Here is a 26,186-nt window from a genome sequence, read left to right as displayed (position 1 = left end):
CCGAACCGGCCCCGGCGGGTCAATGACGCCGGGGCCGAGGGCACAGCGACGACGCTACGGCGAGGGGACTGCCGCGCTGGGGCTCGCGGTCGGGCTGGGAGTGGCGGAACCGCAGGCGGTGGCGGATGCGCTGGGCGTCGGGGATGTCGTGGTGCCGGCGGCGGGGGTGGCCGGCGGCGAGGTGGAGGCGGCGGCTGACGACGTCGGAGCAGGAGTACCGCCGGTCGGCTGGGTGGTGTCGGAGGGACATGCGGTCGGGGAACCGGACGTGGCCGACGGCGAGGGCGTCGGTGTCGCCGAGGTCGGCGACGGGCTGGCGCTGGGGTCCGGGGTCGGCGACGGCTTCCCGGTGCCGGCCGAGGTGCTGGGGCTGGGCGCGGCGGTGGTGGGCGAGGACGAGGCCCGGGCTGTGGTCGGCGCAGTGGTGGGTGCGCCGGTTGTCGCGGACGGCTTGGCCGCTGCGGTGGTCGGCGCGGTCGTCGCGGTGGTGCCGGTGGGGGTGACCGGGGCGGCAGCGGTGACGCCGTTGTGCTGGTAGTAGCTGATCCAGGCCAGCACGGTGGCCAGATAGGTGTCGGAGTGGTTGTAGCTGAGGATGGCCTGGCTGAGGTCGCCCGGCTGGTTCAGGTCGCGCGATCCGGCGCAGAGGTAGTGCCCGGCCGCCAGCGCGGCGTCGAAGATGTTGTTCGGGTCGGCGCGGCCGTCGCCGTTGCCGTCCGTGCCCCAGGCGGCCCAGGTGGAGGGCAGGAACTGCATGGGTCCCTCGGCCTGGACCCAGTTCCCGCTCGCGTCGCGGATCGCCGCGCTGCCGTTACTGCCGTCCAGGAGCGGTCCGAGGATCGGCTGCAGGGTGGTCCCGTCCGCGCTCACGTCGCCGTTGTCGGCCTGCCCGGACTCGACCTGTCCGATGGCGGAGAGGAGGGTCCAACTCAGGTGGCAGTCGGGGGTGGTGACGGCGATGGCGGACTCGGCACGGCGGTACGCCGTCAGCACCACTGCGGGGATGGAGACCGAACCCGCCTGCGTCGTAGGCAGGGTGGAGGCGGACGACCCCGGCGCGGTGGTACCGGTGGTCGCGGTGGTGCCGGCCGCGGTGGGCTGTCCGGACTCGGCCAGGGGTGGGGGCGGCGCGAGGTCCAGCGGGGCGCCGTCACCGGTGGCGGTCGACGGCTGTGCCTGCTGCGGGGTCGGCGGGGTGGCGACGGGCACCGCGAACCCGACGGCCTGCGAGCCGCCCAGGAACACCAAGGCCAGCAGCGCGCCGACGCCGATGGGCGTGGTCCGCCTGCGGGGCTTCGGCCTTGTCGCCAGGCGTCGGTGGACGGGGGCTCGACGGGGTGCGGGTGGGGTGGAAGGCGGCTCAGGATGCATGTGAACGATAGGCCTCTGCTGAGTGAAGGGCGGAGTGACGCCGGATCAGTGAACTGCTCCCCGTGCCTCCCTCCTCGATGTCCGTCCCTTGGCCCGGTACAGACACGCACTCTAGTAACCCCGATGACTTCGTGTCCGACCCAGGGACGAAATTCATCCGACTCCTCCCCGAAAGACCCTTTCGCGGGACGGGAGGTCCCCCGTTGGCGGGGGACCTCCCGAGCGCTGGTGCAACCGTCAGCCGGTTCGACGGATCCTTGCGGATCCGAGGGTCACGGGAAGCTGACGACGGTCGACGGTGTGGTGTTGGTCGGGGTCGCGGCTCCCGTCTGGTTGATCACGTGCTGGATCACACCGACATTGCCCAGCGAGACGGTGAGCAGGTCGTGGAGGTTGACCCCCGCCACGGACGGGGCCTCGAAGGCGTGATCTGCCACCACCGCCGGATTGACGTTGAAGTAGCAGTAGCTGCCCAACCCGTACGCCTGGTGCGAGGTGACGTTCGGGGAGACCACGTAGGCGGCGTATCCGTTGGTCGAGCCGTTCATCCAGGCGGCCTGGTTCGGCGGGTCGTAGGGCATCTCGTTCTGCAGGAAGATGGTCTCGCCGCCCTGGCCGTTCCACACCACCTCGTTCTTCTGGTAGTGCTCGATGAACAGCCCGGTCGCCAGCACGTTGTTGCCGTTGACGATCAGTCCGGTGTCGGCGGTGTTGACGGTCCAGCCGACCGTGCCGGCGTTGCCGTGGTCCGCGCGCCAGGCCCAGATGTCGTTCAGCAGCGTGTTGTTGGAGTTGACCACCAGGCTGTCGGTGGCCTTGCCCGCGATGTCGCCGCCGATCCGGAAGAACACGTCCTGGATCGAGGTCGGGTTGGCGGCGTGGTTGGCCGAGGAGCCCTGGGCGCCGACGGTCAGCAGTGCCGAGGAGTTGGTGGTGCCGGCGTCGAACAGCACGCCGCTGATCCGCACCCCGTCCACGTCGGCGACCTGCATGGTGTTGACGCCGCCGGTCGGCACGAGGGTCGGGAACCCGGTGCCCAGGACGACGGTGTTGGGGTTGTTGACGTTGAGCGTCTGGTCGATGCTGTAGACGCCGGGGGTGAGGAACAAGCTGCAGCCCTGCGCCAGCGCCGCGTTCATCTGGGCGGCGGTGTTGGACGGGGTCGCCACGAAGAACTGACTGATCGGCAGGGAGGTGCCGGGGGTGGCCCCGTTGGCCCAGCTGGCTCCGGACGCGTTGGTGCGCAGCGAGGGCAGGAACACCCGGTAGGCGCCTGAGGAGTCCACGTACAGGTACGGCACGTCACGCGAGGTGGGCGTGGTGGCCAGGGTGGTCATCGGGGGAGTGGGGAAGCTCTGCGCGGGTGCTCCGGTCACGCCGGAGAACACCATGTTCCACACCGAGCCGCTCCAGCTGCCGAAGTTGCTGTCCTGCGAGTACCACTGCTGCTGGGACACGCTGGAGGCCTGCCCGGAGACCTTGGAGTCGGCGATGTAGCCGCCGCTGGCGTAGCCGTAGCTGGCCGGGTAGAGCTGCAGCCCGCCGTGGATGTCCATCCTGCGGAACGGACCGGCCTGGGCGACGGCCCAACGGGTGTTGCCCGCCGACGGGTTGACGGCCATGTTCTCCGCCGAGCGCCAGAAGTTCTGGGTGGCGTTGCCGGTGCCGTCGAAGGAGTCGACGGTGACGTCGCCGTTGATGGTGACGTCGTCCGGGTTCTGCCCCAGGCCCTGGATCGAGGTGTAGTAGCCGATGTTGGCGGTGTTGCTGTAGGTGCCCGGCTTGAACAGCAGCGAGTACCGGTCGGTGCCGAACTGGTTGAGCTTCTGGGTGTTGAAGACCGAGTCCAGCGTGGACTGGATGGTGGCGCTGGACATGCTGGGGTCGAAGATCTTCATGTTGGGGCCGAAGTCCGGCGAGCTTGGCTGGGTGCAGCCGGCGGCGCCGCTGGTCACGGTCCAGGTGAAGGGGGCTGATCCGGCGGCGTTGGTGGAGTCGGTGGCGGTCACCGTGGCGTTGAAGGTGCCGGCCGTGCTGGGGGTGCCGGAGATCAGGCCGGTCGACGCGTTGATCGACAGTCCGGTCGGCAGTCCGGTGGCGCTGTAGGTCAGCGTCTGGCCGGCTGCGGAGTCGGTGGCGTGGATCTGCAGGCTGGTGGCGGTGCCCACGGTTGCGGACTGGGCGCCGGGAGCGGTGACCGTGACGGTGTTGCCGCCGGTGGAGGTGCCGGTGAAGACCTGGAACTCCCACAGCGAGTAGCCGTAGCCGGTGGCCCGGGCGGTGCCGTACATCCGGATGTACCGGCCGCTGCCGGAGACGTTCAGGGTCTGCACCCCGCCGGTGCCGGTGGTGGTGGTGTAGATCGGCGTCCAGGTGGCGTTGTCGTTGGAGGTCTGGATCTGGAACGCGGTGCCGTAGGCGGTCTCCCAGTTGAGCACGACCTGGCAGATCGACTGGCTGCTGCCCAGGTCGACCTCCAGCCACTGCGGGTCGGAGAAGGCGCTGGACCAGCGGGTGCCGGTGTTGCCGTCGGTGGCGTCGGCGGCCGGGGTGCCGGCGTTCTCGGCGGAGGACGCGGTGGTGGTCTTGCCGAGTGCGGCGTTGGTGGTTCCGCAGCTGCTGCCGGAGCCGATGGTCCCGTAGACCTGGAACTCCCAGAGCGAGTAGCCGTAGGCGGTGTTGCGGGCCGTTCCGTACATGCGCACGTAGCGGCCGGTGCCGGTGACGGCCAGGGTCTCGGTGCCGCCGGGGCCGGTGGTGGTGGTGTAGATCGGCGTCCAGGTGGTTCCGTCGCTGGAGGTCTGGATCTGGTAGGCCTTGCCGGAGGCGGTCTCCCAGTTCAGCACCACCTTGTCGATGGAGGCGGTGGCCCCGAGGTCGACCTCCAGCCACTGCGGGTCGGAGAAGGCGCTGGACCAGCGGGTGCCGGTGTCGCCGTCGGTGGCGTCGGCGGCCGGGGTCCCGGCGTTCTCGGTGGAGGACGCCGTGGTGGGCTTGCCCTGCGAGAGCAGGGTGTCGGCGGCATGGGCGGCGGGCGCGGCGATCGTGCAGATCGCCAGGCTCAGGGCGACGAGGAAGAGCAGTGCGGCGTGCGCCGGGCGGAACAGGGCGCTCCGATGGATCGTGCCACCGGAGGAGTGGGCCTGCATGACAACTCCAGCAAGGTCGGGGGGAAGAGCGGCGAAGCGGCGGTGCGGGTGCGACCTCGGCGCGCTCGTCCTGCGCGGGGATCGGCACGGGCATCGCGACCACGAACGTCAGCGGTCGGCCGGGCCTGCCGCGGGGGGCCGCGCGTGGCAGGGCATGGTCGTGCCATGACATCACCTTTCGACGGGAAGGGCGTGAAATCTCCACTCAGAGAGCGCTCTCCCCCTGAGGTATAGGGGGCCCGTGGCGCTGGTGTCAACGAATCGGCGATCCGGAACCGGACCGGTTCCGCCGCGCCCTGCGGCTGCCACCACCGGTGGTTGATGCCCCGTCAGGACGACCACGACGGTGCCGGGGGCATCCGTCGTGGTCCTTGTCGTGGTCGCCGCTGCGATCGCCGGCCCGTCGCCGGCCGACCGTCGACTGGTTCAGTCGCGCGGCAGCAGCAGGCGGGAGAGGATGGCGGTGGCCAGCAGCAGGGCCGCGACGGCGAGCAGGCCGAGGCGCATGCCCGGGAGCGAGAAGCCGCCGTCGGGGCCGGAGAGCAGGCCGCCGAAGAGGGCGACCGCCAGCGCCCCGCCGGTCTGGCGGAAGGAGTTGAGCAGCCCCGACGCGGTTCCCACCCGCTCCCCGGGAACGGCGTCCATCAGCAGCGCGGTCACCGCGGGCACCGCCAGCGCCCCGCCGACGCTCAGCGGCAGCAGCAGGACCAGAACCAGCCACACCGGGGTGTGCGCGGCCAGCGGCAGCATGGCCAGCATCGCCACGGTGAAGACCAGTTGCCCGGCGACGATCACCGGTCGCCGCCCGATCCGTTCCGCCAGCCGCGGCGAGACCAGGTTGGTCGCCGTCACCACCGCCGACATCGGCACGAACATCAGCCCGGCCGAGATCCCCGACATCCCACGCAGCCGCTGGTAGTACAGCCCGAGCAGGAAGATCCCGCCGTAGAAGGCGACGTTGACGGCGAAGCCGACCGCGAGCGGGACGGTGACCCGACGGTCCTTCAGCATGCCCAGTGGGAGCAGGGGTTGGGGGTAGCGGGCCTCCACCGCGAGGAAGGCCAGGCCGGCCGCTACCGCGATCGCGGCGGAGACCAGCACTGGGCCGCTGGTCCAGCCCAGGTGGCCGCCCTCGATCGCGGCGAAGGCCAGCCCGGCCAGCGCGAGCACGGCGGTGAGCTGGCCGCCGCCGTCCAGTGCGGCGGGCCGGCGCGGAGAGCGCTCCACCCGGATCAGCAGGCCCAGGACCAGCGCGCCCACCGGGAGGTTGAGCAGGAAGACCGCCCGCCAGCCCACCGTGTCGGTGAGCAGCCCGCCGAGCACCGGTCCCGCGGCCATCGCCACCGAGCCGCCGACGGTCCACAGCGCGATGGCGCGGGCCCGGGCCCGGGCGTCCTCGTAGGACTGGCGGATCAGCGCCAGTGAGGCCGGCATCACCACTGCGGCGGCGGCGCCCTGCGCCACCCGGGTGGCCACCAGCACGCCGATGTCCGGCGCCAGCGCGCAGCCCAGGGAGGCCAGGGTGAACAGGCTGATGCCCCAGGCGTAGGCGCGGCGGGCACCGGCCCGGTCGGAGAGGGCCCCGGCGGAGAGCATCAGGGCCGCGAACATCAGGGTGTAGGCGTCCACCACCCACTGCAGTCCGGCCATCCCGCCGCTGAGGGTGTCCCCGATCGCGGGCAGGGCGATGTTCACCGCCGAGACGTCGATGGTGATCACGGTGAACCCGAGCAGCGAGGCGACCAGCGCCGCGCCGGTGCGCCGCCGGGCGCGGTGGGCGCGTTGGGCGTCGGACGCTGCGCCCGGTTCCGCCCGGTCCGAGTGCCGGAGCCGGGGCGTCCGCGTGGTCTGCATGGTGACTTCCTCTCAGGGGCATTCGGCGGGCGGCCGCGGTGCGCCGGGGCCGCGGTCCGGTGTCGTGCACCCCCTGGGCCCCGGCGGCCGGGCCGCCCGTTCGGGACCAACTCTGGCCGCGCGCCGAACCGCGCGGCAGACCGCGCTCTGCCCGGGGTGCCGCGTTCCAGGCCCTGACACGGCCCCCCACGCACCGGACCGGCCTGCGACAATGGCCGGATGGCAACAGCAACGGATGCGCGGGGCACCGAACTCGGCCGGTACCTGAAGGCCCGCAGGGCGCAGGTGCGCCCCGAGGACGTGGGCCTGCCAGCCGGCGCGGGCCTGCGCCGCACCCCCGGACTGCGCCGGGAGGAGCTGGCGGTACTGGCCGGGGTGAGCGTCGACTACTACATCCGCCTGGAGCGGGGCCGTGAGACCAATCCCTCGCCGGCTGTCGTGGACGCCCTCGGCCGTGCGCTGCGGCTGCGCGGCGACGGCTACGAGCGCCTGCACGAGCTCGCCGAGCTGGCCGCCGGACGGATCTCCGAGCTGCCGGCCTGCTCGGACCACACCGTCCGCGAGTCGCTGCTGCGGATGCTGGAGTCGGTGCGTCCGCTGCCCGCCTACGTGGTGAGCCGCCACAACCGGGTGCTGGCCGCCAACCCGCCCGGCCGGCGGCTGCTGCCCGGGCTCTGGGACTGGCCCGAGGACCGGCGCAATCTGACCCGGTACCTGTTCCTGCACCCGCTCGGCCGCACGCTCTACGACCCCTGGCAGGAGACGGTCGCGCTCTCGGTGGCGCATCTGCGGGCCGTCGCCGGGGTCGACCCGGACGACCCCGAACTGACCGCGCTGGTCGGCGAACTGGTGCTGAAGTCGCCGGAGTTCGCGCGGCTGTGGGAACGCTACGACGTCTGCGAGCGCGGTGGCGGCCAGAAGACCTTCCGGCATCCCAAGGTCGGGTCGATGACCCTGACCTACGAGGTGATGCAGCTGGCCCGGACCGGCGGCCAGCGGATGGTGGTCTACCAGGCGGCCCCCGGCACCGCGGACGAGCAGGCCATGCTCCGCCTGGAGTCCGCGGACGCCGGAGCGGAGCCGACGCCCACCTGCGCCCCGGCCTCCGCCCCGTCCCTGGCCTCCGCCCCGGCCCCGGCCTACGCCTCGGCCTCGGCCAACTGAGGCCGAGGCGAGCCATCCTGCTCTGGCAGTCTGGTCCGCGTGAAAACGAAAACGTATGAGGTAGGCGGTTCGCCGTCGGTGACGGTTGACACGTTGTGCGACCGGATCGATGAGATGGACCGTACCATCCATGCTTTTGTCGCCGATTCAGAGACAAGTGCCGCCCGGCGGGAACGCGTTCGCAGTGAGCTCCATTCGGTCCACGAGCGTTGGCCGGCCGCTGGGTCGCGGCCGCCGTTGTTCGGCGTCCCGGTCGGGGTGAAGGACATCGTCAACGTGGACGGACTGCCCACACGAGGTGGCTCTGTGCTGCCCCCAGAGGTGTTCGAGGGCAGACAGGCAGGAGTCGTGGACCGGCTTCGTGATGCCGGAGCCCTGATCGCGGGGAAGACCGTGACGGCGGAGTTCGCCATTGCTGCGCCGGGGGCGACACGGAATCCACACGCCCACGAACACACGCCTGGCGGCTCCAGCAGCGGGTCGGCAGCGGCTGTCGCGGCTGGAATGGTGCCGCTGGCCATCGGTACGCAGACGGTCGGGTCAATGATCCGTCCTGCGGCTTACTGCGGTGTCGTGGGGTTCAAGCCGACGGCCCGTCGGATTCCGGTCGACGGCGTGATCCCCAACGCGCCGACCCTCGACACCATAGGGGTCTTCGCCGCGACGCTCTCTGCAGCGGCGATGGCAGCAGCTGTGCTGTGCGACGGCTGGCAGCCAGTGCGGGACACCGAACGGAAGCGTCCAGTGCTCGGCGTGCCGGACGGCCCCTACCTGGAGCAGGCCGGAACAGCGGCACGAGCGGCATTCGAAGTACAGGTCGCGACGCTGTCGAGTGCAGGGTTCCCGGTGCGCCGCGTCCCGATGTTCGCGGACCTCGCCCACGATGCCGACGACCTGTTCACGGTGAACCGCTATGAAGCCGCACAGAGCCACGCTGAGTGGTTCCCTCGGCACGGCGCGCTCTACCGGCAGCAATCCGTGGCCGCGGTGCGGCAAGGGCAGGCGATTTCCCGGGAACAGTACGAGCACGGGCTGCGACGGCGGGAAGCCTTCCGGACCACCCTGGCACAGGCGACCGACGAGGCAGGCGTCGACATATGGATCTGCCCCGCTGCCACCGGCCCGGCACCGCACGGTCTGGCCAGCACGGGCAGCCCCATCATGTGTCTGCCCTGGAGCTACGCCGGCTGGCCTTCCCTCTCCATCCCCGCCGGACGGACTGAGAACGGCCTGCCGCTAGGCCTGTAGTGCGTCAGTCGCACCGGAAGCGACGAGCGGCTGCTGGACTGGGCACAGGCCATCGAAACACTGATGCTCCCAGCAGGAATTCCGACCCACAGGTGACATCAATCCTTGTCAGCGGAGTCCGGGTCACGCAGAGGCCGCAGCCCTCCGGGTAGTTTTCAGGGAGCTGAAACGAGTAGCGACCGAGCGTGTTGACGTGGTGCTGTACGAATGGGGAGAGGCGGGCAACGTCCTGGTCGTGGACGTCGAAGCCGTCGGCGCGGAGCTGGTTCACCGCGGCATCCATGTACCGGGTGTCGAAGAGTACGACGGCGTTGAGCACGAGTCCGAGCGCAGGATGTGCAGCGTCTTGGTGATCCGCCCGTAGTGCGCGATCGCGTCGCCCAGCGGGGTGGGCCGGCCCTCGCCCGACAGCATCCGGATCACGTTGTGGGCCCGCACCGCGCCGGTGTGGATGGAGCCGATGATCCGCAGGATGTCCTCCCAGTGCCGCTCGATCCGCACCAGGTCGACTCGGCCGCGGGGGACCGGGCGGGGCTGGCGTCAGGCCAGACCGGGCCGCTGGCCGACCGTCCAGCCTTGCTGACCCCTGGCGCCATGACCGGGGTCAGCAAATTTCCCGCTGATCTCAACTTCCAACTCGTGGGAGCTGCCTGAATCTGGGAAGGTTTCCTGCTTTCCAGGCGTCCGGCCGCTCTCGCGCTGGTCAGCGCCGGATGGCGGCGGACACTCTGTTACGGAGGCGCTCGTCGGTGATCGTCTCGGCACTGCGCCAGGCGGCATCGGTGACTTCCTCGGCCTGGAGTTCGGCGACGTCGGCGTTGGTGGCGAAGACGAAGCGGAAGTCGATGTGCTGGTGGTCGCCCTCGCCCTTGGCCGGGTTGGCGGGGATGGGATGAACGTCGATGTGCACGGGCTCGTCCCGGAGTGGGACGACGAGCTCGGGGCGGATGCCGGTCTCCTCGGCGAGTTCACGCAGGGACGCGCCGATGAGGGTGGTGTCGCCGAGTTCGAGGTGGCCGCCGGGCAGGAGCCACTTGTTCAGAGCCAGGTGGTGGATGAACAGGACCTTGCCGACGGGGTCGGTCAGGATTGCGCCGGCGGTGGCGTGGCCGCGGAACTCCTTGCGGCTGGTGATCTCTGCCCCGGTGTCCAGGAGGTCCAGGACGGGTGCGAGGTCGGCCTTCTCCTCGGGGTGCTGGTCGAGGTAGCGGGTCAGGGTGGTGCGGATGTGCTCTGCCGTGATGGCCATGGTGATCACCTGTTGAAGTAGTTGAGCCAGGTCGCCGCAATGGTGGCGCGGTGGTCCGCGCCGATCCCATGCATACCGGGGTTGAGGTCGGCGCGGGCGAGGATCTCGATGGCGGCGAGGATTTCCGCCTGAACGAGGAAGATGAACGGACCGACTGAAGCACCGTGCAGGAAGTTGACGGCGTTTCCGTTGTTCATCAGATAGAAGTAGTGCCCGGTGGTCTGGTAGCGGGTGATGGACTCCCCGGTGCGGGCCCGGGTGTAGACCTCCGGCAGACCGGCCAGCTCCAGTTCGTCCTCGCTGCTGGTGACGGTGGCGATATAGGCCCCGTTGCGCAGGTGCGGGAAGTCCTCGCCTCGCAAGGCGATGGAGCCGGTCGCGCAGAGCACCAGTCCGGCTCCGGTCAGGGCGTGCTCGCGGTCGCGGGCGACGGCGAACCCCTGGGACAGGGCCTGGGTGCGGCGGACCGGGTCGATGTCGAAGAAGGTGACCTGGACGCCCTTGGCGTGCAGCAGCCTGGCGATGGAGGAGCCGAGCTTGCCGAAGCCGATGACCAGGGCGGTGCGGCCGTGCAGGATGTCGCCGCGGCCGCGCATCAGTGCCTCGGTGGAGAACACCACCGACTGGCGCTGGATATCCACGGCCTGGATCGCCGCCGGACCCGTGCGATCGTCCTGGCCGACCTCGGCCAGGTCCACCTGCGTCGCTAGGACACCGACGCGGCCCTGGTGACCTGGAATGACTTCCTCGACACCGCTGAGGGAATTCGCTCTGTCAAGGTCACCGAAGCCGTCGCCGAGATGCGCGCCCGTCTCAATCGGCTCAAGACGGTGCCCGCAGCCAGGGAACTTGACCTACGGGCCGCCGCACTCAGCTGACGACCTTTGGTGAAGCGTCGCCGGCAGCCCGGCTGCCACACTGGCGATGGTGTTCAAGCTGGTCGAGTCCGCCCAGGACCGATGGCGCGCGATCACCGGCGCCCACCTGGTTGCACTGGTCCGCGCCGGTGCCGGGTTCGATTACGGTGCGCTGGTTGAGCGAGCGGAGAAGGTCGCTTGACCGGGCGACTACAGCAACCGGACCTCGGCGGTCTCCCGGGCCAAAGCGGAGCCATCCAATTGCGGAGGTCTTGACCTATTCTGAGTCTTTCTCGACCGGACAAGGAGGGATGGCCATGGCTCTTCGGATCGGCGACGAGGTGATCGTCTCCTGTGAAGCCGCGAGTGCTCGGGTGGTTGCGGTGGATTCGCGTTACATCACTCTCGAATGGCCGTGGGGAGCGATCGACAACTCCACAAATTTCCGCTGGAACGGGAGATTCAGCCTCCCATGGGGCGATTCCAACCACGAGTGGGTTCCATATCGCCTTGAGCCGGCCGCTCCAGCCCTGCGTGCAGGAGACGTCTGCACAGTGTCCATCCCGCCGACCCGTCTGTGCGTGGGGCACTACGAGGAGTACGACCCTCCGCGCAACCTCGGCTGGGCGCCTGCCCCCACTGCAGGAATCTACGTCGTGCCACCAGGGAAGAGCCTCGATGCGGAGGAGGACAAGGGGTGCATGCTCTATCTGGGCGGAGCTGAGCCCTATCACGTGGAACCAGTCCAGGGCTGAGCCCGAATGCACCGGGCCCCAGCAGTACCCGGAAGCACATCACCCGGTCCAGGTATAGCGGTGGGCCACACGTCACCTCGTCCACAGGTCTTGACTATTACTCGTTGTCGGTTGCTTTTGGTTGCACATGGCTGGGCCGCCCCGGGCCCTCTTCCCTTGACCGCGTCGTGCGCATAGCACCCTGGCGCAAAGCCTGTTGTGGCGACCCACCGGCATGGTTATGCGTCGCGGGCACATACGCGAAGCATTGCAGCAGGTCAGCAACAATGCCGACAGCTACTGAGGATCCAGCCGTCATGTCGCTCGCACCATGCGGCTGAGCTGTGCCTTTAGCGTTCAGTAGAGCGCCGCAGCGCGGAGATCATCAGTAGTCACGGGAGCAGAGGCTACGCGTCGTCAGAGGATCGGTTCCTCGGCCAGCCGTTGAGGCTCGGGAACTGTCGCATGAACTGCTCGCACCGCTCCGCGAAGTCGCCCACGCCGTTGGCCAATCGGGCTCGTTCGATGAATCTGTCGGGCTGCCATGCGACCCAGGGCTTCGGCGTAGTCGGCAGGCGTCCGGTTCGTGATGGTTCGTTGGGTGGTGGGGGTGGAAGCAGGACAGGCACGGGCTTCCAAGATCATGGAGTTCTCGACGCCCCGTGACCTGCCTGGAAGACCGTGCCTGCCGACGCATCATCGCTGATCCTGCCTGCCCTTGACCAGCTCCGCGAGCGACCCGAGATCGGCCCCGGGGAGGTGCCCGGCCTGCTGGAGCGGCTGGCCCAGGTGCCGGACCCGCGCAACCCACGCGGCGTGCGGCACGCACTGGCCGTCGTCCTCGCGCTGACCGCATGCGCGGTGCTGGCCGGGGCCACCTCGCTGCTGGCGGTCGGCGAGTGGATCGCGGACGCGCCGCCGTTCGTGTTGGACAGGCTCGGCGTGCGCCCCGATCCGGTGCTGCCGCGACAGCTGGTCCCGGCGGAGGCGACGGTCCGCCAGCTGCTCGCGCGTGTCGACGGTGACGCCCTGGACCGGGCGGTGGGTGGCTAGCTCGCCGACCGCCGTCCCGCCGATTCCGGGCCGCGCGGACTGTCCGTGGACGGCAAGAGCCTGCGCGGTGCGGCAAGGGCGAGGGGCCGGAAGGTGCACCTGTTCGCGGCGGTCGAGCACACCACCGGGCTGGTCCTGGCCCAACTCGACGTCGGCGAGAAGACTGGCGAGACCACCTGCTTCCAGCCGCTGCTGGACACGATCGCGGACCTGGCCGGGACGGTCGTCACCAGCGACGCTCTGCACACCCAACGCGAGCACGCCAGCTACCTGCTGGGTTGCCGGGCCCACTACGTCGCGATCGTCAAGGGCAACCAGAAGAAGCTACGCAAGCAGCTGAAGTCCCTGCCCTGGAAGGACATCCCGCTCCAGGGCCGCACCCGCGGTACGGGCCACGGCCGCTCCGAGATCCGGCGGATCAAGGTCGCCACCGTCAGCAACCTGCTCTTCCCCGGTGCCAGCCAGGCCGTCCAGATCAAGCGCCGCCGCACCGACCGCAAGACCGGCAAGACCACCATCGCCACCGTCTACGCGGTCACCAGCCTGATCGCCGAGCAGGCCAGTCCCGCCCAGCTCGCGCAGCTGAGCAGGGACCACTGGAAGATCGAGGCCCTGCACCACATCCGCGACACCACGTTCGCCGAGGACGCCTCGCAGCTGCGAACTGGGAACGCGCCCCGCGCGATGGCGACCTGGCGCAACCTCGCCGTCGGCGCCCTGCGGCTCAGCGGCGTCGCGAACATCGCCGCCGGTCTCCGCCGCAACGCACGCGACGCCCGCCGACCCCTCACGCTCCTCGGCCTCGCATGATCACAAACCGGACGCCTGCCGACTACGCCGAAACCCTGGCCCAGGGGTCGGTCGACGTCAGCTTCCTCTTCCTCAAGGAGCAGCTAACCATCGCCGACGCCCTCGAAGAGAACGGGCTGACGTTCGGGCTCCCCGAGCCGCACCAAAAGCGCCACTCACTGCGCTGACGAGCACGCCCCAACACCAGGCGCTCTCCCAAGACGGACATCACAGGACTTTGCCGAGGCCCTGGCAGCGAGACGGGTCGACCAATGCGGGCCGCTTAATCTGATAGGGCTTCTGTGAGCATCGAGATTCCCGCAAATATCTCATCATAGGTAATTATTCGCACGTCTCGAAGCGAAGTGCGGAAGAGTTCAAAGGAGCGCCACTGGTTCTCATTCATCTGCTCCCGTTCCACATCTCCGATGATTACCATGCTCACTGGATGGGCCGCCCGCAGGCCGGGGGTCTGAAAAGACAGAGCGGGGAGATTTGACAGCAAGCTGTGGCGGTACTCCAGCACCTGTACTGACGCTCCTGAAAGCTCGCGAGAGGGCGCGTGGACATTTTCTCGATAGCTTGAAGTTGAGAGCAAGGGAGATTTAGGCGTCTTGATCTCAAGGAGGGCTACGTTTCCATTATGGTGGGCCATAAAATCGAGGAGGTTACCGCCGGTGTTATCCACCGATTTCCCCCCTACGTAGCACTTGCTTCGCAAGGTGTATGCTCGCCCCTCCAGGGCGACTGCTAGAACTTCTGGGCGCTCCGAGAAGAATGTCTGCCAGAATTCTTCTCGCGAATTTCCCCGCTCGTGGTTCCAAATTTCTAGCGCCTCTAGAAGGCGCGAAGTTGTGACCCTGACGGAATCCGAACCCAGGCCGCGCCTCACTCGTTCTAGATGAGCTGCGCGCATGCTCCGCAGGGCGGATATTGGGAAATTCTCCGGATTGCGATCGATTAGGGCATGGTGAGTGGGGCAGAGGGCGATAATGTTCTCGACTGAGGTTTCGTCTTCGAAAGTCAAGTCGGGCTCGTGCCTGACTGCGCCGGGAAACCCTCCCGCTATGAACGCGACCTCAACGAGGGGTAGGCCATTGTCGAGAGTCACAGGCTGACAGCCTGGGAAGGAACACCGCCCTCCTGCTAGCCCGAATGCCTGCTGAACCACAACCCGCGAGACGGTGCGCCGCCGATAGTCTGCCACGTGCAGATCTTGCAGCATCGGCTGCCCGCGAGGGGCCAAGTCCGGGAAACTCCGCACCGAAGCGCGCCGAGAGGCGGCCAGGAGTCGTCCGTTCGGGGCGCCCTCCCCGGAGACAGGCCTTCGCCTGTTGGCCCTCACCGACCTGCATCAGCCTGCCGACCGACTTAAGCTCCGGTTATGGCTAACGATTCGCACCCTGCCACTGGTAACAATCGAGGGTCTTCGCCAGATGGCGATGCGGTCAGCAACAATCTTGCAGGGGAGTTTTTCGCAGAGCGCGAGATTAATTCAAAGATTGGATTGGACGGGACATTTCAGAGCCTCTGGGAATGGCTCAAAGCCGGGGCGAGAGACCCCTTGGATGGCGGGTCTCTCGCTCTACCGTCGCCACCAGTTGAAAGCGTCTTTTATCGCGGGCAATCCAACGCGGATCACGGACTCTCGTCAAGTCTCTTTCGGATTCTCCAAAACTCGGTCACCAGGGTGACGGAGCATCGGATGGCAAGAACGGAGGCGGATATCCTGCGAGTGATGAGAAGCCAGGGCCTTGGGCGACTAATGACCGATGGCCAGCTCTTGGGACTCATGCAGCATCACGGGATTCCCACAAGGCTTATCGATGTCTCGAAAGCTCCCTTTGAGGCTCTATTCTTTGCCGTGGATCAGAATCACGACCTGGACGGCCGGCTGTTCGTAATCCAGCTCCACCGCAAGTCCAGCGACGCGGCAGACATCTTCTACTTGGACGCCCAGCGATGCCTGGAGTGGGCAGACGCCGCCCGCGGTGAGCAGTACGCAAAGTCGAGTTGGACTGGGCGCGTGGCAGTTGCCGACCCAAAGGATCTCGATCCTCGAATGCGGGCGCAGCAAGGGTGTTTTCTTGTGGGCGGCCTGATTGCCAGTTATTCGCGACGCCAAATGCAATTTAACGGCAAGACTCTGGAGCCGTTGGATCTAGCCAAGATTACGAACCTGAGCATCCGTTTTCCGTTGCGCAATGCAGCAGGGAAGGCGTGGTCCGCAACGGCGTGGACAATTCGCATTCCGGCAAGCTGGAAGAGGCCTTTGGGTGCCCTCCTCAAGAAGGAGGATCATCCAATCACCGTAGATACGATGTATCCACCACTTATCGAAGTGAAACGTCTTGCAATTAGCAAGGCGGAGGAATTGTCGAGGACCACTTGGCAAGTCAAGAATAACCGTCGGAAGTGACTACCCTACATAAGAACTCGTGACGCGATCACGTGGGGCGGCGCAGGTCAGGTGTAACCGGTGCGACGATTGAGCCACTCGTGAGGGCGTGAGCATCAAGGGTTTGTCCGGGCGCCCCGCACGAGTCGCAGGCGCCGGTGGAGGGGAGCTGGATGAAGCAGCTGGGGCAGACCCGCGGCGGCCGGACGGGCTCCCGTGAGCGCTGCCGAGCGATGGTCGCTTCGAGTTTCGGGGCAAGAGCTGGCACACCGCCGGTGGCAGGGAGCGTGGCGCCGAAGCGCTGGTAGCAGGCCAGTCGCGACCGAGCGGCATGATGCTCGCGCTCCAGGAAATCTTCCACTGGAGGCTCTCCCGCGACGGCCAGGACTTCCTTGTAGCCGTCTCCGACCATGCCGTCATCGGTGTGCACGACCAACGCGGTCATTGGTGGGTCGCCGCGATGGTGGGCCTCCCTGACCACTCGACCCAGGACACCGCCGACCCAGTTGTGGAGCAGCGCCGACGTGCGGATGCCCGATGCCTCCTGGACTCCTTCCGCAAGCTCCTTGTAAGTGATCACGGCGTGATAGGTACCGGCCACTCTCACAAGCACTCGATAGGCCTCGACGGCCCAGATCGCCTGAGCCTCCGTGGCTGGCACCGCGGACCCATCAGACACTCGCCAGTACCCTCGCTGCCCCATGCCCGTCCCTTCAGTCATCCGCCCGGTCCCCCCAACCGCAGTCGAGAGTAGTGCCGGATGGATGTCGCATGAGGCGCATCGGTGAGGTCAGACTGTCACCCGTGGTGGAAGCGAGCTTTGATCAGGCCTACGAAGAGTGGCGCTCTTCCCTGCGCTCTGTGACCAGCGGGGCCGCGGAGTTGAGCGAGTGGCAGGATCGGTTCCGGTTTGCACACAGCGTCGGTGCCCTTCTGACCTCAGGGGCCGGCGATGATGCGCCTCCGGTCAGTGGGCCGGTTTTCTATGGCGTCTATCTGCACGGAACTGGGCTCGCATACGTCGGCCAGACCCAGGAGGCCGAGCGCCGGCTACGAGACCTCCCAATCGGCGAGGACCACCACTTGGCCAACACCGTGCCGCCCGAGCTGTGGGAGCGAGTGATTGTCGTCCAGTGGGCCAAGCTGCTCATGCAGCTCGACGCCCGGGAGCGGACTGCAGTCGAGTCGATGGGACTGGCTGTGTACGGACTCGCGCTGGAGCATCTCCTTCAGGTCCACATGCAGCCACCGCTGAATGCTCGACGCCGAACCCGAGACGGCGACTGGCGCCCTCGCCCCTTCGCCCTCCTCGGCCTCACATGATCACGAAACGGGCACCCGTCGACTTTGCCGAAGCCCTGCAATCGGCCCGACCCAGAGGAGTTGTGGAGGTGCGGCTCACGTGGCCGGAGATCGACGGCGACGAGGCCGAGTTGGGACGTCCGTTGCGCCTGGGCACCCGTATCCAGCTGGACCGACTTGGACTCGAAACGGGCATCTTGCGACTTTGCCGGGGCCCTGCCATGCGACCGCGTCGAGCATGATTATCTCGATGTCGACGAACTCGCCACCGCTTGCGGACGCCGCGCTCAGTGCGACAGCAGTCGCAAGCACCACGCCCACGCAGGTCCGGGTTGGGGACACCACAACCTTGATGAGCGGAGCCCCAGCCGGGTGAGTGGCCAGATCGATCACCAACAGGTATGCGCGGTCCCCGCTCCCCACAGGCCGGACCTCGAACGCAAGAGATCCCTTGCCGTCGTCCCCACGCGCGGGACTGCTCCCACCCATCACGGATGCGGCAAGTTCCTCAGCCGACATCGGCCGCCCAGACGACACCCTGAGGTGGTCCTCAACGTGCCACCCCTCAATGACCTCCAGTGGTGGCGGCTCAAATGCAAGGTCGAGCAGCGCTCTGAGAACCTCTCCCGTCCCCTGAACCACGGTGGACAGCGAGATAGGCGCTGGGAGTTCGGCGGAGACATCAACGGACACGTGCTAACCCTATGGATCCCGCATGCGCGCCTCCACTCGTTTCCTCTCGAGCAGGCCCACTGAATGATCTCGCGTGACGTCGCTCCGCTGCCTGACAAAGGCCCAGCTCAGCCGTATGGTGGGGCCCGGCTCACCCCGTGTGCGCCGCGGAGCGGTCGAACGTCGTGGCGGCCAGGGCGAGCAGGGCCTCGTCGTGTCCGGGGCCGGCGATCAGGCACAGGCCGCCGGGGCCGTGCGGCACGGTGACCGCGGGGAGGCCGGCCAGGCTGGCCAGGCAGGTGAGGGCGAGTGTGGCGGTTCGGGGCGGTGCGCCGCGCAGTTCCGGCGGTGCGAAGGCGGGTGCGGCGCCGGGGGCGGCGGGGAGGGCGAGCACGGTGCCGTCGGCGAGGAGCCGGTGCAGCCGGTCGCGGTGGGTCGCGAGCGCGGCGCGTGCGTGCGCCTGCGCTTCGGCGGTGATCCGCGCGGCTGCGGCGAGGCGGGCGCCGACCCCGGGTCCGAACGTGGGCCGGTGGGACCGGATCCACGGGCCGTGGACGGCCCAGGCCTCGGCGCCCTGGACGGTGCTGAACGCCTCGCGGGCGCCCTCGAAGGCTGACAGGTCGTCATGGTCGGCGCTGCGGACCAGCGGTGCCAGGGTTTCCCGGATCGCGTCCTCGGCCTGCGCCCACAGGTTGGCCGGGGCCAGTGTCCGTCCCAGCGGGCGGGTCGCCGAGGGAGTGTCGGCGAGCAGGGCCCGTGCGCCCCAGGCGAGGGTTTCGGCGTCGCGGGTGAGCAGTCCGGGTACGTCGAAGGAGGGGGCCAGCGGTGCGATTCCGCTGCGGCTCACCCGGGCGTGGGTGGGGCGCAGGCTCCACAGCCCGCAGTAGGCGGCGGGGACGCGGATGGAGCCGGCCGTGTCCGTGCCCAGGCCGAGGTCGGCCCGGCCGGCGGCGACGGCCGCGGCGGAGCCGCTGGAGGAGCCGCCGGTCAGCCGGCCCGGCGCGGCCGGGTTGGCGACGGCTCCGTAGTGGGCGTTGGTGCCACCCAGGCTGTAGGCGAGTTCGTCGGTGTGGGTCTTTCCCACGACGAAGGCGCCCGCCTCACGCAGGAGTTGTACGCACTCGGCGTCACGGGCCGCGGGCCGGGCGGTGGCCAGCTTGTCCGGGTGGCCGCAGCCGGTGGGCAGCCCGGCGACGTCGATGACGTCCTTGACCGCCAGGCGCGGCACGCCCTGCGGTGCGCTGCGCAGCGGCAGCCAGTCGACGAAGGGGTCGATCACCGGGTCGCCCCCGCCAGCAGCAGGGGCGTCAGATCGGCGCGGGGGAGCGTGACATGGACGCCCTTGACCCGGTCGACCACCTGGGAGATGCGCAGGTCCACGGCGGCGCTGAGGTAGGCCAGGGCGACCGGGGCCGGGATGCCGCAGCGCTCGTCCAGGTAGGCCAGGGCGGCGCGGGTGGCCTTGCGGACGGCTTCGTCGAGGTCCTCGTCCAGGCCGGTGACCAGCAGGTGCTCGGCGGTCTCGGCGTAGGGTCCGGCGAGCCGGGCGGCGAGCCTGCGGGCTGCCGGGTCGCTGTGCACGGTGAGCCGCAGGGTGGCCCGCAGCGGGGCCTCGAAGGCGGTCAGGGCCACTTCGCCGTCCCCCTGGGAGAAGTGCGGATCGCCCGCGTAGAAGAGCGCCTCCGGCACCTGGACCGGCAGGAACAGCCGGGCGCCGGTGCCCAGCATGCGGATGTCGAGGTTGCCGCCGTGCGCGCCCGGCGGGACCGAGTGCACCGGCCGCTCGGTGGCCGGGGCGACGCCCATGATGCCGAGGAAGGGCGCCAGCAGGAAGCGCAGCTGCCGTCCGTCGCCGACCGGCAGCAGGCCGGTGCCGCCCTCGGCCCGGGCGACCAGGCTGACCGGCGGCACCGGCTCGCCCACCGGGTGGCCGGGCGGGGCCGCCGGGTACTCCCCGGCCAGTGCGCCGCGGCCGTGCCGGTTGCTGATGACGCCGTAGTCGGTGCGCCGGTCCAGCCGCAGCACCTCGACCTCCAGCACGTCGCCCGGGCGGGCGCCGGCCACCGCCACCGGCCCGGTGACCACGTGCGGCCCGTGCAGCGAGGGATCCAGGACCAGGTCGGAGGCGGCCAGGTCCACGGCGTCGCGGAGCAGTTGGTCCGCCGGTATGCCGGCTCGTCCGAAGAAGGCCGCCGGATCGCGGCCCTGGTCGGGCAGGATGCCCTCGTGGCTGAGGGTGTCCAGGCAGACGCTGCTGCCCGAGGCCACGGTGAGCAGCGGGCGGGTGGCGGCGTTCGGCAGCAGGCCCCAGGAGGTGTTCTTCTCGGTGGCGTCGAGGTAGTGGCTGCCGCTGACGGGTCCGGTGCTCGGCTGAAGTACGCTCATGGGGCAGCAAGATTGCATACAACCGTTACGGCTGCGTAAACCGGTGGCCGTGAGCGCGAGGGGAGGCCGGGCCGTGGTGAACGAGCGTGGTGCGGGGCGGCGGCGGGACACCACCCAGACGGTGTGCGCGGCGATCAGGGAGGACGTGGTCAGCCGGGTGTTCGCGCCCGGGGAGCGGCTGACCGAGGAGTCGCTGGCGACCCGGTACCGGGTGTCCCGGGTGCCGGTGCGCGAGGCGCTGCGGACGCTGGAGGCGGAGGGCTTCGTGCACTCGCGGCCCTACGCCGGGACGTTCGTGGCGGAGATCTCGGAGACCGAGGCGGAGGACCTGCTGGGGCTGCGCGCCCTGATCGAGCCGTTCGGCGCCGAGCGGGCGGCCGCGCGGCGCAGCCAGCTGCACCTGGCCCGGCTGGAGCTGGTCCTGGCCGAGGCCGGGGAACTGCTGCGGGACGGCCGGCACGCCGGGCTGGCGCGGCTGAACACCAGCTTCCACCAGCTGCTTGCGGAGGCGTCCGGCAGCCCGGACACCGCGGCGCTGGTGGCGCAGCTGGGCAACAAGATCGCCTGGGTGTATTCAGTCGAGCTGCCGCGCCGGGCCAACGACTCCTGGCGGGAGCACGCCGAGATCCTGCAGGCGCTGCGCGACCAGGATCCCGAACGCGCCCGCGAACTGGTGGCCGACCACATCAGGCGGGCTCAGCAGGCCTACCGGCTGCGCGGCAGCAAGGGTGTGAGAACTCCGCAACACGGCTGACACGGAAGCGAGCGCTTCCGCGAAATCCCGACTTTGTATACAACTCCCATCGCCGTTTCGGGCCAGCGTCCGGAACCCGCCGAGCGAAGGGAGCAGCGCCCGTGCACGACCTCGTGCTCCGCCGAGCCAGGATCACCGACGGTCCGTCAGGACCTGGTCAGGACGGCGGCCTGGTGGACATCGCCGTCAGCGGCGGGCTGATCGCCGCCATCGAACCGACCGGGGACCCCGGTACGGCCGCAGCCGCCCGGGAGGAGATCGACTGCGCCGGACTGGTGGTCATCCCCGGACTGATTGAGTCCCATCTGCACCTGGACAAGGCCCTGTTGGACCGGGAGCGCCCGAACCTGGCGGGCACCCTGGCCGGGGCCATCGCGGTCACCGGCGAGCTCAAGCGCGGCTTCACCCACGACAGCGTGCGCCGACGCTCCGTCAGAGTCCTGGAGCAGGCCGTCGCCAACGGCACCACCCTGATCCGGGCCCACCCCGACGTCGACCCGATCGCCGGGCTCACCGGACTCGAGGTGATGCTCGAACTGCGGGAGCAGTACGCCGAACTGGTCGAACTGCAGGTCGTCGCCTTCCCGCAGGAGGGCATCGAGCGCGCCCCCGGCACCCTCGACCTGCTCCGCGAGGCGCTGCGTCGAGGCGCGGACGTCATCGGCGGCTGCACCTACAACGAGGCCGACCCGGACGCCTGCCGCCGCCACATCGACACCGTCTTCGCCCTCGCCACCGAGTTCGGCGTGCCGGTCGACCTGCACGCCGACTTCGCCGACGACGCCGACGACCCGCGGTTCGCCCTGGCCGAGTACATCGCCGACGCCACCGAGCAGCACGGCCTGCAGGGCCGGGTCGCCATCGGCCACGCCACCTCGCTGAGCGGCCGTCACCGTGCTGACCGGGCCCGGGTGCTGGCCCGGCTGGCCGAGACCGGGGTCGCCGTGGTCCCGCTGCCCGCCACCGACCTGCACCTGGGCGGGCGCAACGACGACACCGCGGTGCGGCGCGGCATCGCACCGGTGCGCGAGCTGTGGGAGGCCGGGGTGACCACCGCGTACTCCAGCAACAACGTCCGCAACGCCTTCACCCCCTTCGGCAACGCCGACCTGCTGGACATCGGCCTGCTGCTGGCGCAGACCTGCCACCTGGGCAGCCCCGCCGACCAGCAGCGGATCCTGGCCATGGCCACCACCGAGGCCGCCCGCGTGGTCGGCATCGCCGACCGCTACGGGCTGCGCCCGGGAGCCCAGGCGGACCTGGTCGTGCTGGGCACCGAACGCCTCGCCGACGTCCTGCTGGACCGACCCGACCGCCGCTGGGTGCTCAAACGCGGCCGCGTCGTGGCCCGCACCACCCGCAGCACCGAACTGCTCGTCCCCCAGCCGGCCTGAACGCACAGCCGGCCTGAACGCACAGCCAGCCTGAACGCCCGGCCCGGTCTGAACCCCGGCCCGCCTGAATCCCGGCCCGGTCTGAACCCCGGCCTGCCCGAACCCCCTTGCTTCCCAACGACCGAGGAGCCTCCCCATGCGCGAACGCATCCCGCACGAGATCGCCGCATCCGTCATGGCCGCCACCACTGCCTTCGTCGGCGGCACCACCCTCAACCTGCCGCCCTGGGCGATCTTCATCTCCTGGGCCGGTCTGCACCTGATGGGCAGCCCCAGCCTGGCCAACGCCAAGCGGCTGTGGGCCGCCATGCCGGTCGGCTCGACCTTCGCCGCCGCCATCGTCCTGGTCGACCAGCACCTGGGCCCGCACGCCGGCAGCAGCCGGATCGCCCAGGACGCGCTGCTGGCAGTGATCATCCTGGTGCTCAACTCCGCACTGATGTACACCGGCAGACTCAGGCTCACCTCTCTGGTGCCGGGGATGTTCCTCGGCTTCGCCTCCTTCTTCGCGACCTTCTTCGGCGGTTTCGGCTACCACGCCGGAAGCGTCTGGGCGGCCTGGGTGTCGGTGGTGGCCATGAACGCGCTCGGCCCGGTCTACGCCTACCTGGCGAACCGGCTCACCTTCGCCGTACCCGACCCGGCGCCGGCCCCCGCATCCGCCGAGCCCGTCACGGCGCGCTGAGCATGCCGCAGCCACCCCGGACCACCGCAGCGGACCGCGCCGCCTGCGGGCAGGTGAATCTGCCGGAGGTCCGCGCCGAACTCCTGGACCTCGCCGACCGCTACGAGCGCGCCCTGACTGGCAATCAGATCCAGGTCCTGGACGAGCTGTTCTGGGACAGTCCGGAGGCAGTCCGGATCGGCGCGACCGAGGAGCTGTTCGGTACGGACGAGATCGCCGCCTTCCGCCGCGCCCGTCCGACCGCCGGGCTGGCCAGGACCCGGACCCGCACCGAGGTCACCGTCTTCGGCGCGGACTACGCCGTCACCACCACCCTCTTCACCCGGGAAGGCGTGCCGGGCACCGGCCGCCAGCAGCAGACCTGGGTCCGCTTCCCGGACTGCGGCTGGCGGATCGTCGCCGCCCACGTCTCCCAACGCCCGTGAGTGGAACGGTCAGGCGACGAGCAGCCGCAGGCCGAGTTCGGCCGCGTCCAGGGCGACCAGGTCGCGGTTGCGCTCGGCCCAGCGGCCCGAGGCGAGGTCGTCGCGGAGCCCGGCCACTGCCCGCTGTTCGGCCTCGGGTCCGACCCTGGTCCACACCGAGACCGCGCGGCGCACCTGTTCGTCCAGGTAGGCCTCGGGCCGGCGCCAGTAGGCCTCGAAGAAGCCGTCGGCGCAGTCCCACGGGACGAGCACCGGCTCGGCGCGGCCGCCGATCGCCCGGGTCAGGTCGGCCAGTGACGGCCAGTCGGTGAGCAGTCCGGCGAACTCCGGCAGGTAGTCGCGGGTGAGCCAGAACCGCTGGAGCCAGACGGGGTCGCTGGCGTCGTAGGTGAACACCACCACCCGGCGGGCCACCCGCCGCATCTCGCGCAGTCCGGCGACCGGGTCGCGCCAGTGGTGGACGGTGCTGAAGGCCATCGCGGCGTCGAAGGACCGGTCCGCGAACGGGAGGTGCTCCGCGGCGGCGGCCACGCACGGCGCCGCGCCCCCGGGACGCAGCGCCCGCATCACCGCCGAGGGTTCCACCGCGGTGACCTCGCGGTCGGTGGGCTCGTAGGAGCCGGTGCCGGCCCCGACGTTCAGTACGGTGCGGGCGTCCCCGAGTGCTTCCCAGACCCTCGCGGCTATCCGCGGTTCGGTGCGCCGCGTCGCCGGGTAGTCGGCCCCGATGCTGTCGTACAACTGCGGTCCGAACGCTTTGAGTTGTTCCTCCGGTGTCGCCCTGATCCCCATCGCCCGTGCCTCCAGTTCCCTGTCGATTGCCGTCACCGTGGCCGCGGCGCGGTCACGCTGGTGCAGCAGCAGGCCGCGCAGCCGGCGCAGGTGCGCGACCGCGTCGGTGGCCGGGTCGTCGACCAGGTCGGCGATCTCGCGCAGCCCGAAGCCCAGCCGCCGGTAGGCGAGCACCTCCCGCAGCCGCTCCACGTCGCCCGCCGCGTAGGCCCGGTAGCCGACGGGCGTCCGGGCGGACGGCCGGACCAGGCCGATCCGGTCGTAGTGGTGCAGCGTGCGGACGCTCACGCCGGCCAGTTCGGCGACGCGTCCCACGGTCAGGTGATCTTCCACACCCCGACTATGCGGCATGACGCCACGTCAGGGTCAACTGCCGGTTCAGGATGCGGGCTTGGCCCGGAACTTCGTCGAGACGACGAAGGCCACCACCGAGGAGACGATCAGCAGCGGGGTGGCGTTGGCGGCGTTGTCGCCGATCAGCAGCATCGCCAGCAGCGTGGCGGTGACCGGCAGTCCGGTGATGGCGGTGCCGGAGGCGGCCAGGCCGATGGACAGGCCGGCGGCGGTGCCCAGCCCCGGCAGGCCCGAGCAGGCCACCCCGACGACGGCGCCGAGCAGCACCGCCGGGAAGATCGGCCCGCCGCGCAGCGAGCCCAGGCTGACGCCCCAGGCCAGCCCCTTGCAGAGGACCAGCAGCACCAGGGCGCCCACGCCCCAGGCGTGCGGATGCGCCGCCAGCTGGGCCAGCGCGGCCTGGCCCGACAGCGCCGCCTCCTCCGGCGAGCGGCCGCTCAAGGCGGCGTAGGCCCAGATGCAGACGCCGACGGCCACCGCGCACAGGATGGTCCGGACCGCGGTCTGCTGCCGGGTGAAGGCAACGGTGCGCCAGCCGAGCCACTGGGCGCCGACCACGACCAGCGCCACCAGGGCGGCGATGGGCACGGCCCACAGGAAGTCGCCGGCGTCGGGAGTGCTGCTGGTGGGCGAGGAGGGCAGCGCCAGGGCGCCGATGCCCAGGCCGGTCCAGTGGCCGAAGCCGGTGAAGACCAGCGCCCCGAGGCCGCTGGCCAGCAGGCAGGGCACGATCAGCAGCAGCAGTTGCGGTCCGCCCAGCCCGGCGGCCTCCAGCATCATCACGGCGCCGACCAGCGGGTTGCCGAAGATGGTGGCGATGGCGGCGGAGGAACCGGCGGTGCCCAGCAGCAGGCCCAGCCGGGGGTCCGCCTGCTGCTTGGCCCGGCTGACGGTGAGCAGGGCGAGGCCGCCGCCCAGCGCCATCAGCGGTGCCTCGGGGCCGAGCGCGGTGCCCAGCGGCAGCGCGATCAGCGCCGCCAGCACGATCGACGGCAGCGCCCGCGGCGGCTGCGGCGGCCCGCCGAGCCCCTGGACCGGCAGGTGGCCGCCGTGCCCGGGCATCCTGACGATCACGGGGGCGATCAGCAGCCCCGCCAACGCCAGCGTCGGCAGCGGCCACCACGACGGGGCGACCGGGTAGCCCAGCGCCTTGGGCAGCGACTCCCAGACCCAGTGCTGCAGTTCGTGCTCCAGGCTGACGAACCCGAAGGCCACCAGCGAGATCGGGATGCCGACCAGCGCGGCGAGCAGCAGCAGCTTCAGATAACCGGGGCTCAGCAGCGTCGCCTTCAGCTGGGCCGCGCCGGTCGCCTCGGCCGGGGTCGCGGGGGCGGGCTGTCGGTTCGGGACTGACTGCTGGGAGGCCATGTCTCAGCTTCACCGCCGCGCCGCGCCGCAGCCCGCCGGACATGCCGGACGGCACGGCGAGGTAACTCGTTCGGCTGGGTGCGGCCGTCCTCACCCGCGTGGGGGTCGGTCGGCGCGGACCAGGCCGGTCTCGTAGGCGATGATCACGGCGTGCACCCGGTCGCGGGCGCCGATGCGGGCCAGTACCCG

General features: G+C 70.0%; 23 protein-coding genes and 4 pseudogenes. 14 read left to right on the top strand and 13 right to left on the bottom strand.

Annotation, left to right across the window (positions count from 1 at the left end):
• Positions 1 to 54: 54 nt before the first annotated feature.
• From IF29_RS42725 to IF29_RS0135815, 3 genes are all read right to left on the bottom strand, one after another.
• Complete coding sequence (locus tag IF29_RS42725; protein ID WP_084715422.1) at positions 55 to 1,371, bottom strand: lytic transglycosylase domain-containing protein; 1,317 nt, start codon at positions 1,369 to 1,371, stop codon at positions 55 to 57.
• Positions 1,372 to 1,643: 272 nt separating this feature from the next.
• Complete coding sequence (locus tag IF29_RS42720) at positions 1,644 to 4,520, bottom strand: discoidin domain-containing protein (protein ID WP_051726480.1); 2,877 nt, start codon at positions 4,518 to 4,520, stop codon at positions 1,644 to 1,646.
• 426 nt (positions 4,521 to 4,946) lie between these two features.
• The gene (locus IF29_RS0135815; RefSeq protein WP_084715421.1) at positions 4,947 to 6,374 is read right to left on the bottom strand and encodes an MFS transporter; all 1,428 of its coding nucleotides are present in this window, start codon (positions 6,372 to 6,374) and stop codon (positions 4,947 to 4,949) included.
• Between the two features lie 219 nt (positions 6,375 to 6,593).
• On the opposite strand from IF29_RS0135815, the gene IF29_RS0135810 reads away from it, so the two are divergent.
• Positions 6,594 to 7,538, top strand: a complete 945-nt coding sequence (locus tag IF29_RS0135810; protein WP_030264532.1) for a helix-turn-helix domain-containing protein — start codon at positions 6,594 to 6,596, stop codon at positions 7,536 to 7,538.
• A 39-nt stretch (positions 7,539 to 7,577) separates the two neighbouring features.
• Positions 7,578 to 8,786: an amidase gene (locus IF29_RS45500; protein WP_232242738.1), complete on the top strand. Its 1,209-nt coding sequence runs from the start codon at positions 7,578 to 7,580 to the stop codon at positions 8,784 to 8,786.
• A 4-nt stretch (positions 8,787 to 8,790) separates the two neighbouring features.
• On the opposite strand, the pseudogene IF29_RS49120 reads toward IF29_RS45500, so the two are convergent.
• The 3 genes and pseudogenes from IF29_RS49120 to IF29_RS42705 all read right to left on the bottom strand — a co-directional run.
• Positions 8,791 to 9,287: pseudogene (locus IF29_RS49120) on the bottom strand (Tn3 family transposase).
• Positions 9,288 to 9,489: 202 nt separating this feature from the next.
• Positions 9,490 to 10,035 (bottom strand): NUDIX hydrolase, encoded by a 546-nt coding sequence (locus IF29_RS0135795; RefSeq protein ID WP_030264528.1) that lies wholly within the window; start codon positions 10,033 to 10,035, stop codon positions 9,490 to 9,492.
• Between the two features lie 5 nt (positions 10,036 to 10,040).
• Positions 10,041 to 10,661 (bottom strand): annotated as a pseudogene (locus tag IF29_RS42705) (NAD(P)-binding domain-containing protein); the annotation flags it as partial.
• Positions 10,662 to 10,763: 102 nt separating this feature from the next.
• Between IF29_RS42705 and IF29_RS46520 the strand changes: the two are divergent.
• The 6 genes and pseudogenes from IF29_RS46520 (at position 10,764) to IF29_RS46505 (ending at position 13,656) form a co-directional block, all read left to right on the top strand.
• On the top strand, positions 10,764 to 10,913 hold the full coding sequence (locus tag IF29_RS46520) for a hypothetical protein (RefSeq protein ID WP_157624101.1): 150 nt from the start codon (positions 10,764 to 10,766) through the stop codon (positions 10,911 to 10,913).
• 22 nt (positions 10,914 to 10,935) lie between these two features.
• Positions 10,936 to 11,094 (top strand): annotated as a pseudogene (locus IF29_RS48170) (IS256 family transposase); the annotation flags it as partial.
• A 115-nt stretch (positions 11,095 to 11,209) separates the two neighbouring features.
• Positions 11,210 to 11,647: a hypothetical protein gene (locus tag IF29_RS46510; RefSeq protein ID WP_157624100.1), complete on the top strand. Its 438-nt coding sequence runs from the start codon at positions 11,210 to 11,212 to the stop codon at positions 11,645 to 11,647.
• Between the two features lie 660 nt (positions 11,648 to 12,307).
• Positions 12,308 to 12,679, top strand: a complete 372-nt coding sequence (locus IF29_RS48165) for a transposase family protein (RefSeq protein WP_232242735.1) — start codon at positions 12,308 to 12,310, stop codon at positions 12,677 to 12,679.
• 45 nt (positions 12,680 to 12,724) lie between these two features.
• A pseudogene (locus IF29_RS48160) lies at positions 12,725 to 13,330 on the top strand (ISAs1 family transposase); the annotation flags it as partial.
• Positions 13,331 to 13,485: 155 nt separating this feature from the next.
• Positions 13,486 to 13,656: a hypothetical protein gene (locus IF29_RS46505; RefSeq protein ID WP_157624099.1), complete on the top strand. Its 171-nt coding sequence runs from the start codon at positions 13,486 to 13,488 to the stop codon at positions 13,654 to 13,656.
• A 95-nt stretch (positions 13,657 to 13,751) separates the two neighbouring features.
• Here the strand turns inward: IF29_RS46505 and IF29_RS44530 are convergent, their stop codons facing one another.
• Entirely contained in the window at positions 13,752 to 14,579 is an 828-nt protein-coding gene (locus tag IF29_RS44530; RefSeq protein ID WP_198037650.1) for a Shedu immune nuclease family protein, read from the bottom strand.
• Positions 14,580 to 14,852: 273 nt separating this feature from the next.
• On the opposite strand from IF29_RS44530, the gene IF29_RS45490 reads away from it, so the two are divergent.
• On the top strand, positions 14,853 to 15,887 hold the full coding sequence (locus IF29_RS45490) for an FRG domain-containing protein (RefSeq protein WP_084715420.1): 1,035 nt from the start codon (positions 14,853 to 14,855) through the stop codon (positions 15,885 to 15,887).
• A gap of 28 nt (positions 15,888 to 15,915) precedes the next feature.
• Here the strand turns inward: IF29_RS45490 and IF29_RS0135765 are convergent, their stop codons facing one another.
• Positions 15,916 to 16,446 carry a hypothetical protein gene (locus IF29_RS0135765; protein WP_232242733.1) on the bottom strand — a complete coding sequence of 177 codons (531 nt, stop codon included), beginning with the start codon at positions 16,444 to 16,446 and terminating at the stop codon, positions 15,916 to 15,918.
• A gap of 191 nt (positions 16,447 to 16,637) precedes the next feature.
• Between IF29_RS0135765 and IF29_RS0135760 the strand changes: the two genes are divergently transcribed.
• A complete protein-coding gene (locus tag IF29_RS0135760) occupies positions 16,638 to 17,189 on the top strand; it encodes a hypothetical protein (RefSeq protein ID WP_051726478.1) in 552 nt (183 codons plus the stop codon).
• A 75-nt stretch (positions 17,190 to 17,264) separates the two neighbouring features.
• Here IF29_RS0135760 and IF29_RS46500 read toward each other — a convergent pair whose 3' ends face one another.
• The 3 genes from IF29_RS46500 to IF29_RS0135750 form a co-directional block, all read right to left on the bottom strand.
• Entirely contained in the window at positions 17,265 to 17,861 is a 597-nt protein-coding gene (locus tag IF29_RS46500) for a hypothetical protein (RefSeq protein ID WP_157624098.1), read from the bottom strand.
• A gap of 130 nt (positions 17,862 to 17,991) precedes the next feature.
• Positions 17,992 to 19,119 carry an amidase family protein gene (locus IF29_RS48155; RefSeq protein ID WP_051726477.1) on the bottom strand — a complete coding sequence of 376 codons (1,128 nt, stop codon included), beginning with the start codon at positions 19,117 to 19,119 and terminating at the stop codon, positions 17,992 to 17,994.
• The gene (locus IF29_RS0135750) at positions 19,116 to 20,225 is read right to left on the bottom strand and encodes an acetamidase/formamidase family protein (RefSeq protein ID WP_051726476.1); all 1,110 of its coding nucleotides are present in this window, start codon (positions 20,223 to 20,225) and stop codon (positions 19,116 to 19,118) included. Before IF29_RS0135750 ends, IF29_RS48155 begins: the two co-directional genes overlap by 4 nt.
• A gap of 121 nt (positions 20,226 to 20,346) precedes the next feature.
• Between IF29_RS0135750 and IF29_RS0135745 the strand changes: the two genes are divergently transcribed.
• The 4 genes from IF29_RS0135745 to hpxZ all read left to right on the top strand — a co-directional run bounded on the left by IF29_RS0135745 (position 20,347) and on the right by hpxZ (position 23,483).
• Complete coding sequence (locus IF29_RS0135745; protein ID WP_030264497.1) at positions 20,347 to 20,979, top strand: GntR family transcriptional regulator; 633 nt, start codon at positions 20,347 to 20,349, stop codon at positions 20,977 to 20,979.
• Between the two features lie 101 nt (positions 20,980 to 21,080).
• The gene (locus IF29_RS0135740; protein ID WP_037597920.1) at positions 21,081 to 22,373 is read left to right on the top strand and encodes an amidohydrolase family protein; all 1,293 of its coding nucleotides are present in this window, start codon (positions 21,081 to 21,083) and stop codon (positions 22,371 to 22,373) included.
• Between the two features lie 136 nt (positions 22,374 to 22,509).
• Positions 22,510 to 23,058, top strand: a complete 549-nt coding sequence (locus tag IF29_RS0135735) for a DUF1097 domain-containing protein (RefSeq protein WP_030264490.1) — start codon at positions 22,510 to 22,512, stop codon at positions 23,056 to 23,058.
• 2 nt (positions 23,059 to 23,060) lie between these two features.
• Positions 23,061 to 23,483: an oxalurate catabolism protein HpxZ gene (gene hpxZ, locus IF29_RS0135730; protein ID WP_051726475.1), complete on the top strand. Its 423-nt coding sequence runs from the start codon at positions 23,061 to 23,063 to the stop codon at positions 23,481 to 23,483.
• Positions 23,484 to 23,492: 9 nt separating this feature from the next.
• On the opposite strand, the gene IF29_RS0135725 is transcribed toward hpxZ, so the two are convergent.
• Both IF29_RS0135725 and IF29_RS0135720 read right to left on the bottom strand, forming a co-directional pair.
• Positions 23,493 to 24,626: a MerR family transcriptional regulator gene (locus IF29_RS0135725; RefSeq protein WP_051726474.1), complete on the bottom strand. Its 1,134-nt coding sequence runs from the start codon at positions 24,624 to 24,626 to the stop codon at positions 23,493 to 23,495.
• A gap of 27 nt (positions 24,627 to 24,653) precedes the next feature.
• Positions 24,654 to 25,997 carry a chloride channel protein gene (locus IF29_RS0135720; RefSeq protein WP_084715418.1) on the bottom strand — a complete coding sequence of 448 codons (1,344 nt, stop codon included), beginning with the start codon at positions 25,995 to 25,997 and terminating at the stop codon, positions 24,654 to 24,656.
• Positions 25,998 to 26,186 lie beyond the last annotated feature (189 nt).

Origin of the sequence: Streptacidiphilus jeojiense, from assembly GCF_000719095.1 — a bacterium.
In the GTDB taxonomy this organism is placed as follows: domain Bacteria; phylum Actinomycetota; class Actinomycetes; order Streptomycetales; family Streptomycetaceae; genus Streptacidiphilus; species Streptacidiphilus jeojiensis.
The sequence above is the reverse complement of the archived record's forward strand: the minus strand, read 5'-3'. Positions and strand labels throughout refer to the sequence as shown.